Consider the following 14,515-nt stretch of genomic DNA (forward strand, 5'->3'; position numbering starts at 1 on the left):
GATACAAAAAGGAGTGCGTGTACCTATAAGTAGGTACACGCACTCCTTTATATTAATACTATAATAAGCTATTACCAACCGCTTGTGGCTCCACCTCCACCGGAAGATCCACCACCAAAGCCTCCACCGCCAAATCCTCCGCCGAATCCACCACCAAACCCTCCGCTTCTGCGCCCACCACTCAAGAGAGCTCCTAGAATCATACCTTGTAAGGCTGCGTTTTCTTCAGAGTCATCACGACGATCTTCATGATGATTGTTTCCACAATACAAGCAACGATATTCGTTTCTGATATATCGCCTGCGATGAGCATCATATACGTACTCCGACTTGATATACTGTAGAGCCTTGGTTCCACAATGCTTACAAACTTTGTATTTGGATCCACTCACGTCCTGTGATACAACCTCCTTATAATTACAAAAAGAGCAAGTATAAACATCATGCTGGCGCGAACCTAACTTCTCTTCCAATTGCTGTGGAGAAGTCATAAGAGCTAACGCTGCTCCGGAATCTGTAACTTTGTGCATGCCGTCTTTACCGCAATTGGGACATAGGCTCATAATTTTCTCAATGGCTTTCTTTCGGATCAAATACCAAAACCAAATCAAAACTCCTCCCGGAGGAAATAAAAACAACAAAACAAGAGCTGATGCTCTACCTTTTCTATTGAACGTCGTATAAGCTTGTAAGGGTGTTCTATTACCCGAAATAGAAGACTCGGTATTTAACTGGAAGAATGTCCAGCCTGTAATAAATAACATAAAAATAGCATAAAAGGTAATAATACCTTTCAATGGTATTTGCTGTGGTGAGTTTGTCCTCCGAGGGTTTTTAGTAACAACATTTTTATAGCCGCTGCCTTCAAGTTGTCTTTCCACAGCTTGAACACCGGCAATGAACCCCTCTCCATACATTCCCTTTTTTATATAAGGGAGCATATCGTTTTGCTGGATCATATATACAGCAGCGTCGGGTAGATCGCCTTCCATACCATATCCTGTTTCAAAACGAATTTTCTTTTGATCCATAACCATGAGTAATAGAAGTCCATTGTTCTCTTTTTTGTCACCAAGTCCCCACAATCTAAACAGATCAGTAGAAAAAGACTCAATATCAATATCACCTATAGAAGGTAAGACGACAACCACAAACTCTACTCCACGTCTCTCCCTAAAGTCAGAGAGCATGCTATTGAGCCGGTTCTTCTCATCATTAGAAATCACACCCGAGGGATCCGATACATACTGCCTAGCATCTTCAATCTGAACATTGGGTACAGTTTTCGGAGTATATACAGTCTGGGCATTAATATCATTGTGAAAATTGCATAGTATAGCTACCAATGAGCAAAGCATGATACGTAAGAGCATCATGCTTGCACGAGGTTTACTATATTGCAAAAAATGCATCATAATAACAGAAATATTAGAACTTCACTTGAGGAGCGACATCAGCACCCTGGCGGGCTTCGAAGTAAGGACGTTTCTTAAAGCCCGTGACCCCTGCTACAATGTTAGTGGGGAAATTCCTAACAGACGTATTATAAACACGTGCTGTGTCGTTGAAATCTTTTCGAGCTACAGCAATACGATTTTCCGTACCCTCAAGCTGAGCCTGTAATTGTTTGAAGTTTTCGTTGGCTTTCAAATCCGGATATCTCTCAACTACAACCATGAGGCGAGATAAAGCACTGGAGAGAGCATCCTGTGATTGCTGAAATTTTGCCATCGCAGCTTCATCAAGGTTATTGGCATCTATATTGGTAGAGGTAGCCTTACTTCTTGCTTCTATAACACCTTCCAACGTTTCACGTTCATGAGTTGCATAGCCTTTGACTGTCTCTACAAGGTTAGGTATAAGATCAGCTCTCCTCTGGTACTGGTTCTCAACCTGGCTCCAAGAATTATTTACTTGTTCTTGTTTGTTTACCAATCCATTGTATACGCCTACTCCCCAAAAAATGCCTATCAAAAGTACTGCTACAACAACGACGATAGTAATTAATGATCCTTTTTTCATTTTTATCATTTGATTAGTTTTACTTTCTTCTCTTAATTTCTTTTCCCGACTTTTTCACAGACCATCCAAAATAACCTATAAAATCGCCCAATCCAAAATACTCTCCATGTGAATATGCCAAAAGATCTGCTTTCATCATATCAAAGCGCCCGGTATCAGGATCAAGGTATTGCTCATCAGCTTTTACATTTACGACATCAGCAATAAACATATCATGAGAGCCAAGAGAGATAATCTCCCTAACCTTACATTCTAAACTTAAAGGGCTTTCTTTTACTAAAGGAACCGAAATTAACTTGGAATGTTCAATAGTCAACCCCGTGTGCTCAAACTTATTATACCGTCTTCCACTATTGACTCCGCACCAGTCTGTTTCTTTGGCCATCGATACTGTAGTAAGGTTGAGCCCAAACTGCATTGTTTCCTTAATGATAGCGTGAGAATGGCGCGAAGGTCTAATGCTCACGTAACACATGGGAGGATTGGTACAAATAGTACCTACCCATGAAGCTGTAAATAGATTATAATCACCGGGGGAAATGCCACAACTCACTAATATAGCTGGTAACGGATATATCAATGTCCCGGGTTTCCAGTCCTGCCTCATAGAAGTTCTACCTGGTCGCTCGTTATCTTACGACCACAATATTTACATTCGAGTATTTCTTGCGTTATATCAATTGTCGTAAATATAGTTTTCATAGGTTCATGATTGGTAATACACTTGGGATTTGTACACTTTACAATACCTGCGAATTCATCGGGCAAGCTAACCTGTTTTTTTTCTACCACCTCGTAATCTCTGATGATATTGAGATGTACATTGGGAGCAATCAATGCAATTTTATTAAGTTCATTCTCTGTAAAAAAGCGGCCGGAAATCTTAATTACACCTTTATGACCAAATCTGGAACTTTTGAGATTATTTCCTATAGTAATAGGATTATCAATCTGTTCCAGATCCAGAATATGAGCTATTTTGAAAAGCTTCGATGAAGGTATATGGTCTATAACAGTGCCATCTTGTATGGTCGCCACCAGCATTTGTTCTTTATTCATCTCTTTCTGTTGTTTATTTGACATCCAAACCTAATACTTCACATATTATAGACTGTCGGGTGTAGAGACCGTTTTGAGCCTGTTGTACGAAATAAGCTTTGGGATTATCATCTACATCATAAGCAATTTCATTGACTCGTGGCAAAGGATGCAATACTCGTAACGTATCTTTTGAGTTTTGGAGCATTTCCGAGTTGAGGACATATACATTTTTCACTCTCTCATACTCTTCCATATCTGTGAATCTCTCACGCTGCACACGTGTCATGTAAAGAATATCTGACTGATTGATAACGTCTTCATCAAAGACATGAGTCTCTGTAAACTTAATATTGTTCTGCCTACAATACTCCTTGTATTCATCCGGCATTGCCAGTTCATTTGGCGACACAAATATAAAATTAGGATTGAAATGTGACATTCCTTGTATAAGCGAATGTACAGTACGTCCATATTTGAGATCGCCAACCAAGGCAATGGTAAGATTATGGAGGCTGCCCTGTGTTTTGCGGATGGAATACATATCCAGTAAAGTCTGTGATGGATGTTGATTGGCTCCGTCTCCGGCATTTACAATGGGGACTTTGCTTACTTCCGAAGCATATTGAGCAGCTCCTTCAAGGAAATGTCGCATAATAATAAGGTCGGCATAATTGCCGACCATAGAGATAGTGTCTTTTAAAGACTCGCCTTTTGACGAACTAGAGGTAGATGCATCGGAAAAACCGATAATCCTCCCCCCCAGCCTATTTACAGCAGTCTCGAAACTAAGACGTGTTCTAGTGGAAGGCTCAAAAAAGAGGGTTGCTATAACTTTACCTGAAAGGAGAAGACGATTGGGACATTGCTCGAACAGCTGCGCTCGGTCAAGAATTCTGATGATATCGTCCTCTGTCAATTGATTAATTGATACTAAATGATTCATTGGGTATTTTAAGAGGTACTTCACAAAGTTAAACTAAAAAACTTATAAAAATATCATTTAGCTCACTTTTTTTGCCATTCAATGTACAATTATAAATATGAATCAAAGAAATACTTCATTTAAGATATTTGGGGGTAATGCATAATTTGAGACAAATCATATCTATACCATCAGTTATCATAAATAAGCTATCTCATTTATCTACACTCTGATTCATTAATTCATAAGGGAGGGCTGAACTTCACCATCCAACCCTACAATCTACTAATCCCACACTAATAACAAAAATCATATTAAAACGATTTATTATAATGCTGTATATTATTTCTTCCCTGAGGGCAACTGCCAAAAATAATGAGCATCGTGAGTAAAGTATTCATTTGAAGTAAGTTGTTTTTCAAACTCTGGAGGGACTAAATTTATATATTTACTTTTATTATTTCTGTATCGGCTTTCAGGATTGAAACGACTAAAGTCAGGACAACTAAACCAGTACAGATTCTTTGCCATATAATTGTATAAATATTCCTCCTTTGTTTGCTTAATTTGGTTGTTCCAGTTGGCATCTTCATTCAATACAATCGGTTCGCTTTTTATTAGCTTCTCCCGCACTTCTGCAATACTCAATAGGTTTCCCTTATCATCCTTGACATAAGCATTGAAAGTAGGATCTATCCATATCCATTTTTTCAACTGTGAGGAGTACACACTATTGATGACATGACAATCTGTATCCGTTGTATCCCGGGGAATACAGGTGATATAGCGCGAGTAAATACCCATAGACAGATACATCTCGTTCAGTGCTATTGCCAGATGTCTGCAATTTACGCCCATACCTGTAGCTTTGTGATAATTGTATATGTCTATAGCATCAAACTCACAAAGGGCATAGTTTCCGCCATCATGCCTAATGGTATTATGGACATATTTCATGAGATTCATGATCTTGGACAATTCATCTCCATTACCTGCTACTGAATCCAATTTAAAATACGTCCGTACAGATTTAAGATTCGAGGCGTCATGGGTTTGATAAGTAAATTGAGGGCGAGAAGAGCTATTAGCCCTCATATATGGTCTGGATTTCTGCAAGACATAAAGATTGTCAAATTGTTTTATAGACTCATGAAGATCTATAAAGCTCTTTTCCGTTCTGATATTATCAAGATCTGTATCATTCAAAATATGTCTGTAATCTTTGTATCCGTAATGGATAGCAGAGTCCAAAATACTGATCGCTTTATTCACATCCCCTTTCAATGAATAGGCACAAGCCATGTTATAGTAAACATTACTTTTGAATTTAATCAAATTATCATGAAACTCTTCCTTCTCTTGCTCTGAGAGTTTTATATTATCTATCAACCCCAACATCTGTATTGATATGCTTTCCGTTTCGCTGTACAGTTTGTTTTTGTATTCTTCTTGATATTTATTGTTCAAATCAACAAACTGAGCCATGAAGGCATTAAAAGCAGGGGATTTTGTTTGTCCCATCAGAATAAACGGGAACAAAATAAATAGAAGAAGAAAGCCCTTTTTCTTATCCATGTTTTTACAGTATTTAATTATTCAAGTCTCTAACATTTATATTAATACTCCCGATAAATACCTCGAGTTATTTGATTGAATAGTCAAGCATAAACCTCAAAAAGAGGTACAATGCTTTATTGAGACCGTTGCATAGCAGGCAAATTGCTTCGTTGCTTGCGAGATTCGCGCTTGGTCATTTACCTGAAGTAAACTCCCTGTGCTCTCACTCTTAGCGCCTTGCACTTTACCCTCTCTGTCCGGTCGAAGTGTCTTTTGTCGGCTTTGCCTCCAAAATCCACGAGACTGTTGACTTTTGCAACAGTCTCTTATTGATATTATGAAGCACTTACCCAAGCAGCCGCAGCTTCCATACAGTTTTGCCCATCAATGGCAGCTGATACGATACCTCCGGCATACCCGGCACCTTCGCCTGCCGGGTATAAGCCTTTTATTGTAATATGATTGTACAGCATAGGCTCTCGAGGTATTCTTACAGGGGACGAAGTGCGACTTTCTACACCGATCAGCTGTGCTTCATTGGTCAAAAAACCTTTGGTCACTTTATCAAAAGCCTTAAAGCCTTGAGCCAAAGACTCAGTAATAAGTGCTGGCATCCAATCATATAAGTTGGAAGATGTCAAATCTAAGGGATAAGACGATGAAGGTAAATTCGCTGATTGTTTACGATTTACAAAGTCTGTCATTCTCTGAGCAGGGGCATGTAATGAACAATTGGCTGCGTGGTAGCTCTTTCGTTCAAAGTCTTCACACCAATAGAGAAGATTCATAGGAGATCGAGGATCTTCTACTTTAAATCCTAATGCCTTGATATCCTCAGGGCGTATCTCAACCACCATGCCCGAATTTGCCCATTTGGAGCCTCTGTTGGCAGGAGACATCCCATTGACTACCGTTTCATTAGGCGCTGTCGAGGCCGGGACTACAAATCCTCCTGGACACATACAGAAACTGTAGACTCCGCGATCCATGACTTGTGTTTTATAAACATATTCGGCAGCAGGTAAATATTCACCTCTGCCTTTAGGGTTATGATATCTTATAGCATCAATGATCTGTTGCGGGTGTTCCAGTCTTACACCTACAGCAATGCTTTTACTCTCAAGCAATATTCCGGCCACATGTAAGTAGCGGTAAACATCGCGCGCGGAATGACCGGTGGCAAGAATTACAGGACCTATAAGCTCTAATCCATCGGACGTACGTATGCCTCGCACTTCTTGCTTCTCGAGAATGAGAGAATCCATGCGTGTATTGAAATACACTTCGCCTCCGTGACTAAGTATAGTCTCACGCATTTTCTTGATGACCATGGGCAATCGATCTGTACCAATGTGGGGATGTGCATCTATAAGAATAGATGTTTGAGCACCATGTTTACAAAATGTTCTGAGCACTTTATCTACGCTGCCTCGCTTCTTGCTTCGTGTGTAAAGCTTGCCATCCGAGAATGCGCCGGCACCACCCTCACCGTAACCATAATTCGATTCCGGCAATACGATGCCTGTTTTAGCAATATCCGCAACGTCCCTACGACGTGAAATCACATCTTTACCACGCTCTACGACAATTGGTTTCACCCCGAGCTCTAAAGCCCTCAAAGCAGCAAAGAGCCCTGCAGGACCGGCACCTACTATAATAATAGATTTGGCACCGGATACGTCCTGATATATAATATCATCAAAAGTATCCTCCGTATATTGCTCACCTTTGAGATAAACATCTACAGTGAGATTGACATATATCTGCCTTTGACGAGCATCGACCGATCGCTTGCGTACAATGACCCGGTCTATATCAGATGAAGTCAATGATAGTTTACGAGAAGTAACTTTAGTGATATTTTCTTCCGATGAGGCTTCTACTGGAGTTACTCTTAATTGGATAGTTTGCATGAACTAGTTATGATTTCTAAAGAGAGTAGAGAATGCATCCTCTACCCTCTTTACGGGTATGACTTGTATTTTTTTGTTTTGAGATATCTCCTGAGTGTAATTGGCATAGGGAATAATAATCCTATTAAAGCCTAATCGCTCAGCCTCTCTGATACGCTGTAAAATACGAGTTACGGGTCGGACCTCTCCGGACAAACCAACCTCTCCGCTCATACATGTATGAAGAGGGACACCTATGTCCAAGCTCGATGACAATACCGCTGTAATGATAGCAAGATCCGAAGCAGGATCAGATATTCGTATTCCTCCTGCGATATTGAGGAAAACATCCTTTTGGATTAATTTAAAGCCGGCTCGTTTCTCCAGCACAGCCAACAGCATATTCATTCTTTTGGTATCATAACCCGTGGCAGAGCGTTGAGGATTAGCATATATGGCAGAGCTCACCAGAGCTTGTGTTTCTATGAGTATAGGACGTACACCCTCCATAGCCACGGCTATAGTGATACCACTAAGTTCATCCCTATTCCTATCTATAAGGTGCTCGGAAGGATTGTCTACAATACGCAATCCCTCATTTTGCATCTCATATATACCCAACTCACTAGTACTGCCAAAACGATTCTTTTGACTTCTTAGGATACGATACATATAATGTTTGTCTCCGTCGAACTGCAACACTACATCCACCGTATGCTCCAAAACTTTAGGCCCTGCTATGGAGCCCTCTTTATTGATATGCCCGATGAGGATGACGGGAACATTGTGTGTTTTGGAATATTGTAATAATTGGTTGGCGCTCTCACGTATCTGAGCAATACTACCGGGCGAAGAGTCTGAATTTTCTGTATGAATAGTCTGAATGGAATCTATTACTAAAACATCCGGCTCGATTTCCTCGCATGTAGTAAGAATAGTATCGAGAGAGGTCTCACAGTAGATGAGACAGTTTTCATTATCAGAGCCCAAACGTTGCGCACGCATCTTGAGCTGCCCTGCACTCTCTTCACCGGATACATAGAGCGTAACAATGTCGGGAAGACGCATCACAGTCTGAAGTATAAGGGTACTCTTACCTATACCCGGCTCCCCTCCCAGTAATACAAACGATCCTTTGACCAATCCCCCGCCAAGCACACGATTAAACTCTTGATCATGAAGATCTATCCTTATTTCGTCTTGAAATGTTATTTCATTCAGCCGTAGAGGCTTGGTCAGCTTTGAAGTTTTATATTGCAATGAAGATGATGTTGCGGATTGCTTGCGGTCTATAACAACCACTTCCTCCTCTATGGAGTTCCAAGCACCGCACACGTTACATTGTCCCTGCCACTTGGGGTACTGTGCACCACATTCATTACAACTGTATATCTTTTTCTGTTTAGGCATTCAATGCTTATTTATTAATATCTCTCAAGAGGCATTGTGGAGCATCGTAGCAACCCTCCCATCTTAGAAATTTCTCTGTACGGTATCGCGTGCACTTTTATACCCCACACCTCTGACAAGAACTTATTCATACGCACAAATTGCTTCTCACTCACAACAATCTCCGGTGATATGGAGAATATATTCGTATTCATATAATAAGCCTCTTCTGGAGTTACGTCAAAGATATTCTCTTTTCCGAATATATCTTCTATGACTCCGACATCTTTTTTATTTAATAAGCCCTCTCTATAAAACAAAGCCTTATCAGTATTGACCGGCTGGAATGCACAGTCGAGATGCAAGACGGATTTATATGGGTTATGATCATCTTTTCTAAGTTCTATAGGCACAATGGTTTTCTTACCAAAACGCTCCTTGAAAAAATCGATGGCATAGCAGTTGGTTCTCGCTGTTTTGAAAGATGGGTAATCCTTTCCCATATAACATCCCACAAAAAGGATATCATTATATAGGATTACATCTCCACCCTCAGTATGCACTTTCTCCGGCAGTCTCTCAAGATGCCCGTCAGCAACTGATTCAAAAATATTTTTGAAAGCACCGGTTTCCAATTCACGATCAGGAATAAGATTGGAAACGAACAAGGTGTCGTCGATTACAAAAGAAACGTCACGAGCAAAGACTTGATTATAATTGTCAAGATGTTCCGGCCTTAGCACTTGCACATGATTGTCTTCGAGTACAGACAAAAATGCCTTCATTTCGGCAATTACATCTATTTCTTTGGGGAAAATTCCTTTTTGTACAGACTCATAGCTCTTGGCATCATAAGTTTGATCAAGCGTAGGTACCTCGCCAAGACTCTCTGGCAGTCCCAGCACTACAGTTTTTAGTTTGGCTGTTTCATTTAAAACATGCGGAGTAATTTTTCTCATAAATTCGTTATTTCTTGTTTAGATTAAGGGTAATAATCATCAATGATCATTTAATTAGTAAGAGTAGTAACATATATTAAGAATATTTGTGATGGAATTGCCTCTTGGTATTCTCCATATCAAATCATCTGCAATGATATATATGTGACCTGATTAATAAATACGAATACAGAAACTGCATATTGACACAACGTCCTTTTGTATCCGAAGATTCATCATATCACAAAAATAGCGATTTATCCGTATTCTTAAAAGAAATAATCCGTTCCGTACTCTTTTCTTATTTTTAAACTGAATATTGAATATAAAATCAGGATCAGAACCAATCAACAATGTTTACAATTAGGACATGATACTGTGTCAAATACATTAAAGAAAAGATGCATTCTGATCAAGTTGAATATTGCACATCAAGGATTTCCCATTTTCGGGCAGTGAGAACTTATTATTTTCTTAGTTAACGTGAGTTCGGTCTAAGCGTGGTGTACTAAGTGGGTTGATGGATTGTGTATGATTTCGAGGTTTAATTCCGGCTTTTTGGGTAGCAGATTGTAGGCAATTATGCCGGCAATCAAATTAATGGCGAAATTATTGACGCTTCTATGTCGTGTATGCTCTATTTGACAAACGTTTTTGAGTAGATCATTAACGGTTTCCACAAGTGCTCTTTTTCTGAGTAATATCCTATCATACAGGCTCATCAGAGTGTTTTTCATGTTTTTCTTTATCTTCGTAATCATGTGTATGTCGTCAATGAAGAGCTTATCGAAAAGACTTTGTGAGATGTATCCTCTGTCGGCAACAAGTTTGCCGAATAGTTTCTTCGTGAAGGTTCCGCCTTTAAGTGGAGCACGGTCATCCGTATTCCCCGGTGTGATTTGATATTGAATGATTTCACCCCGGTCGTTAATCACAATATGTAGTTTGAAACCATAGAACCATCCCATACTGCATTTGCCCTTTTGGGCCCATCCTTTCATGGTCTTATGCCCGTGTGCCCGCTTGATATGGCAGGTGCGTAAAGGTGTGGAATCAATGAATGAGATACCGGTGCATTCGCCCAGACAACACATATTGAGAAATGAAATTAGTTTGAATGCCACCTTGCTTTGTAATTCCACAAAACGATTGTAAGAGACCAACGAAGGAAAATCCGAATGACATTGTTGCGTAATATATTGAAGATAAAAGGACTTAAAATCGCGATACCTCGAATGATGGAAAAGAATCAGAATAGTCATGATTTCAGCATCGGACATCCTAAACTTGCGATTTCTTCGCTTTTTGTTTCCTTCGCAAAGGGTTCTTTGCTGAATCAAGGTATCGAAAAGTTTGGAAAAATCATCGGTAAGACAGAAAATTTCAACTATATTTGTTTTCATAAAGTGGTGTTTTGTTTGTTTATATCTTATTGATTGTCAACTACTAAGATACAAATAATTCACCACTTTTGCAATGAAATACATAAGAAATTACACTGATTTACAACACCTTGTAAACTCTATTATTCCTATTATCCCTTATATCGAACTCACGTTAGTTAGGTTTCATTATTTTTCTAACTACGTAACAGATATTTCCTAACTGAGCTACAAGAATTTTCTAGTTAGAAAAATAATGAAACCTAACTAGAAAAAAAATCACTATCTAACTACAAGAATGGTAGGCTTACTAAAGTTTTAGATAATTGACTTTTTCAATTTGATTTTGGTTCAATCGTCAATGGATAGATTGTGAGATGATCTAATATTTTAGTTCTATGGACTTCACATTATAATAGTCTTATAGAATAAAAAAGAGGATATCTCAAAATCAAGTGAAGCCCGAAAGTTAGATAAAAACCTTCTAAAGTCACTTTATTTTGATACATCCTCTGGTAAAATCTGATTATGAACACCTTCAGCAATCTCAATATCGTCTTCTTATGATGTCAAAAGAAATATTTCATCTTTGATTTATCAGCATGTTTATATGCTTTGAGAGGCTCGCTTCTACTCAGAAGGTTTTTGGTTCTTAAACCCTTGAGTAATGTGTTTCTTACTTGAGATAGGAATTTTTGTTTTTCTGCGAGCTGTTCAAAATAATCCTCAAGAGAATACTTGCGGAAGCTGAGTATATCATTGAGAACATAACCATCCGCAAAATATCCACCTATGCCGTTACGCGTAGAAAAACTCTTATTAGGAAATCTTATATCCTTGAGCCCCAGTATCGAGAGCATCCTTCTAAGATAAGATTTGTAAATTATACGATTGTTTTCGCCTCCGCCTACATTGAATATTTGTCCCCACAGCATATTTTTATTTTCATAGCACCCAATCAGTGCTCCTGCAAGATCTTCTATGTGGATAAACTCAATATGCGTTTGGAGAGGGATGTTGAATATAGAGCTACCCAGAGACACATGGCTACTATTGAGTATAATAGCCGGGCGCAGTATAGTCCACTCTAAGTTACTATCCTGAATAAGCTTTTCGGCCTGAAGCTTTGTAAGGGCATCATAATCACCCATGCAAGGGGCTACAGCATTTTCCACACTTATCATAGGACTTTTGAGCCTGTCACCATATACTCCCACAGTGGATAAATATACCAAATATGCTCCTTGCGAATAGGTCTCTAAGTTCTCAAGAAGATATCTTGTACCCTGTACATTCACATCCTCAGCGACAGTAATTCTTTTGTTGCTTAATTCCGGACTCAAAGAAAGAAGGTGAATTACAAAATCCTGATTGCGGCAAGCATCTATACTAGATCTTGGATCAGACAAATCTCCATAAAACACTTTTATCTGGTCCTTGTATCTCTCAAAAAAAGCCATGTTTTTGCCTCTTTTGTAATCAAATACCGTAATATCGTAATCATCGATTTTACTAATCAACTGATTCAATACTTGTCTACCAATCTTACTGCCTGCTCCCGTAACTAAAACCTTTGTTTTCCGAGGCATCGTATAGTGTGTATTCAGCTCCTCTGGAGATTTGACCGCATTCATAAAATAAAGTATTTGTCTCAGTAAGTAATGCGTTTAACCACACACATGAGTAGTATGCTTAACCACGACTTACCAAGAAAGTTTGTAATAGGTTCCCTTTTTTATCGATCTCCCCGTAACCGGGAGAGACACCTTCAATATATTTATTGTATATATTTAACAAATATAGATTTTTTATTGTTTAAGACATCTTTGTTTTGACAGTGTTTTCACCTATTTCTTATAACATATAACTCTAAAAACGCTTTGTTATTTTTTAATTATAGAATTTTATATGTAAATATCAAAAATAAATAGGATAATGATTGGAAAAAGATTATTTTTGCCACACTTAATTCACAGTAAAATTTCAGTCTTGTGTTATGGCAAAAGTTATATCAATAAAAAAAGGCCTTACACTTAACCTCAAAGGGAAAGCACCCAAAGAGATGCTAAAGTCTCCGGCTCCGGCATCTTCTTATGCGGTGGTTCCTGATGATTTTGTGGGTGTAATTCCTAAGGTTATAGTACATCCGGGCGATAAAGTTCTGGCTGGACAACCACTTATGTATCACAAAAGATTCCCTTCTATTCAGCTTACCTCTCCGGTGAGTGGTGAAGTAGTGGCGGTAAACAGGGGTGCAAAGAGAAAAGTATTGAATGTAGAGGTAAAGCCTGACGGGAATCAGGAATACAAATCTTTTGATGTTGCTAACATCAGCTCGAAAGATAGAGGCTCTATCATGTCTTTGCTCTTGGAAAGTGGCCTGTTTGCTTTTTTCAAGCAACGCCCTTATGACATCGTTCCCAATCCGGATTTTGCGCCCAGAGATATATTTATTACAGCAAACTTTACTGCTCCTCTGGCTCCGGATTTCGATTTTCTTGCTGAAGGATATGAAAATTATATTCAATTAGCTTTGGATGCTCTGTCAAAACTGACCGATGGAAAAGTATTTTTGGGTGTTAATGGAAAAACTCTGATTGATATCCGAGGGGTAGAACGAGTGGAAATCAACGGGCCACATCCTGCAGGACTTGTAGGAGTGCTTATCAACAAAACTAAACCTGTCAATAAAGATGAAGTCGTTTGGACACTCAAAGCTTCAGATCTTATAGTGATTGGAAAATTCCTTACAACAGGTAAAGTAGATTATACCCGCACATTGGCAATGACCGGGTCAGATGCTATGGAACATGGCTATGTATCTATGCTCCCCGGAGCAAAGATAGAGGAGTCTTTCAGTGGTAGGCTGTGTGTAAAACCCTCTCATGAACGTATTATAGACGGCAATGTGCTTACAGGCAAAAAGGTTTGGGAAGAAGATCCTTTTATGAGTTTGCAGTGTGACCAAATCACAGTAATACCGGAAGGAGACGATGTGCACGACATGTTTGGGTGGGCTACCCTCGGATTCGATAAGTTCAGTACCAGCCGCTCCTATTTTTCTTGGCTCGCTCCCAAATCCAAAGAATACGTTATGGATGCTCGTGTCAAGGGTGGAGTAAGAGCTATGATTCTGAGTAATCAGTTTTCTGAAGTTTTCCCTATGGATATCATGCCGGAGTTTCTACTCAAATCTATCATTGTGTTTAACATCAATGATATGGAAAATAGAGGGGTGTACGAAGTCGCACCAGAAGACTTTGCCTTGTGTGAGTTTGTAGATGCTTCCAAAATGCCATTGCAAAAGATTGTAAGGGATGGATTGGACAATCTATATAAGGAAATGATTTGATTGTATAACATTATATAGTA

General features: G+C 39.1%; 12 protein-coding genes. 1 reads left to right on the top strand and 11 read right to left on the bottom strand.

Going from position 1 to position 14,515, the window contains the following annotated elements; translation table 11 throughout:
- Window positions 1-71 precede the first annotated feature (71 nt).
- The 11 genes from VYJ22_RS08180 to VYJ22_RS08230 form a co-directional block, all read right to left on the bottom strand.
- A complete protein-coding gene (locus VYJ22_RS08180) occupies window positions 72-1,415 on the bottom strand; it encodes a TPM domain-containing protein (protein ID WP_329903473.1) in 1,344 nt (447 codons plus the stop codon).
- A gap of 13 nt (window positions 1,416-1,428) precedes the next feature.
- Entirely contained in the window at window positions 1,429-2,022 is a 594-nt protein-coding gene (locus VYJ22_RS08185; RefSeq protein WP_329903474.1) for a LemA family protein, read from the bottom strand.
- Between the two features lie 19 nt (window positions 2,023-2,041).
- Window positions 2,042-2,629 carry a flavin reductase family protein gene (locus VYJ22_RS08190; RefSeq protein WP_329903476.1) on the bottom strand — a complete coding sequence of 196 codons (588 nt, stop codon included), beginning with the start codon at window positions 2,627-2,629 and terminating at the stop codon, window positions 2,042-2,044.
- Window positions 2,626-3,081, bottom strand: coding sequence for an aspartate carbamoyltransferase regulatory subunit (gene pyrI / locus VYJ22_RS08195; protein WP_329903477.1), 456 nt, complete (start codon window positions 3,079-3,081; stop codon window positions 2,626-2,628). The genes VYJ22_RS08190 and pyrI overlap by 4 nt, the downstream gene beginning before the upstream one ends.
- A 13-nt stretch (window positions 3,082-3,094) precedes the next feature.
- Window positions 3,095-4,006 (bottom strand): aspartate carbamoyltransferase, encoded by a 912-nt coding sequence (gene pyrB, locus VYJ22_RS08200; protein ID WP_329903479.1) that lies wholly within the window; start codon window positions 4,004-4,006, stop codon window positions 3,095-3,097.
- Window positions 4,007-4,327: 321 nt separating this feature from the next.
- The gene (locus VYJ22_RS08205; RefSeq protein ID WP_329903481.1) at window positions 4,328-5,560 is read right to left on the bottom strand and encodes a transglutaminase-like domain-containing protein; all 1,233 of its coding nucleotides are present in this window, start codon (window positions 5,558-5,560) and stop codon (window positions 4,328-4,330) included.
- A gap of 317 nt (window positions 5,561-5,877) precedes the next feature.
- Window positions 5,878-7,455: an NAD(P)/FAD-dependent oxidoreductase gene (locus VYJ22_RS08210; RefSeq protein ID WP_329903482.1), complete on the bottom strand. Its 1,578-nt coding sequence runs from the start codon at window positions 7,453-7,455 to the stop codon at window positions 5,878-5,880.
- A gap of 3 nt (window positions 7,456-7,458) precedes the next feature.
- On the bottom strand, window positions 7,459-8,844 hold the full coding sequence (radA, locus tag VYJ22_RS08215; protein WP_329903484.1) for a DNA repair protein RadA: 1,386 nt from the start codon (window positions 8,842-8,844) through the stop codon (window positions 7,459-7,461).
- Window positions 8,845-8,858: 14 nt separating this feature from the next.
- Entirely contained in the window at window positions 8,859-9,782 is a 924-nt protein-coding gene (locus VYJ22_RS08220; RefSeq protein WP_329903485.1) for a dimethylarginine dimethylaminohydrolase family protein, read from the bottom strand.
- Between the two features lie 473 nt (window positions 9,783-10,255).
- On the bottom strand, window positions 10,256-11,164 hold the full coding sequence (locus VYJ22_RS08225; RefSeq protein ID WP_329903135.1) for an IS982 family transposase: 909 nt from the start codon (window positions 11,162-11,164) through the stop codon (window positions 10,256-10,258).
- Between the two features lie 548 nt (window positions 11,165-11,712).
- Window positions 11,713-12,777 (bottom strand): NAD-dependent epimerase/dehydratase family protein, encoded by a 1,065-nt coding sequence (locus VYJ22_RS08230; protein ID WP_329903486.1) that lies wholly within the window; start codon window positions 12,775-12,777, stop codon window positions 11,713-11,715.
- A gap of 362 nt (window positions 12,778-13,139) precedes the next feature.
- Between VYJ22_RS08230 and VYJ22_RS08235 the strand changes: the two genes are divergently transcribed.
- Window positions 13,140-14,495 (top strand): Na(+)-translocating NADH-quinone reductase subunit A, encoded by a 1,356-nt coding sequence (locus VYJ22_RS08235; RefSeq protein ID WP_329903487.1) that lies wholly within the window; start codon window positions 13,140-13,142, stop codon window positions 14,493-14,495.
- Window positions 14,496-14,515 lie beyond the last annotated feature (20 nt).

Origin of the sequence: Porphyromonas pogonae, from assembly GCF_036320655.1 — a bacterium.
In the GTDB taxonomy this organism is placed as follows: Bacteria; Bacteroidota; Bacteroidia; order Bacteroidales; family Porphyromonadaceae; genus Porphyromonas; species Porphyromonas pogonae.

Bases quoted from the DNA above. Each gene is read 5' to 3' on its own strand.
- VYJ22_RS08180 (WP_329903473.1), bottom strand. From the start codon at position 1,415: ATGATGCATTTTTTGCAATATAGTAAACCTCGTGCAAGCATGATGCTC.
- VYJ22_RS08185 (WP_329903474.1), bottom strand. From the start codon at position 2,022: ATGAAAAAAGGATCATTAATTACTATCGTCGTTGTTGTAGCAGTACTT.
- VYJ22_RS08190 (WP_329903476.1), bottom strand. From the start codon at position 2,629: ATGAGGCAGGACTGGAAACCCGGGACATTGATATATCCGTTACCAGCT.
- pyrI (WP_329903477.1), bottom strand. From the start codon at position 3,081: ATGAATAAAGAACAAATGCTGGTGGCGACCATACAAGATGGCACTGTT.
- pyrB (WP_329903479.1), bottom strand. From the start codon at position 4,006: ATGAATCATTTAGTATCAATTAATCAATTGACAGAGGACGATATCATC.
- VYJ22_RS08205 (WP_329903481.1), bottom strand. From the start codon at position 5,560: ATGGATAAGAAAAAGGGCTTTCTTCTTCTATTTATTTTGTTCCCGTTT.
- VYJ22_RS08210 (WP_329903482.1), bottom strand. From the start codon at position 7,455: ATGCAAACTATCCAATTAAGAGTAACTCCAGTAGAAGCCTCATCGGAA.
- radA (WP_329903484.1), bottom strand. From the start codon at position 8,844: ATGCCTAAACAGAAAAAGATATACAGTTGTAATGAATGTGGTGCACAG.
- VYJ22_RS08220 (WP_329903485.1), bottom strand. From the start codon at position 9,782: ATGAGAAAAATTACTCCGCATGTTTTAAATGAAACAGCCAAACTAAAA.
- VYJ22_RS08225 (WP_329903135.1), bottom strand. From the start codon at position 11,164: ATGAAAACAAATATAGTTGAAATTTTCTGTCTTACCGATGATTTTTCC.
- VYJ22_RS08230 (WP_329903486.1), bottom strand. From the start codon at position 12,777: ATGAATGCGGTCAAATCTCCAGAGGAGCTGAATACACACTATACGATG.
- VYJ22_RS08235 (WP_329903487.1), top strand. From the start codon at position 13,140: ATGGCAAAAGTTATATCAATAAAAAAAGGCCTTACACTTAACCTCAAA.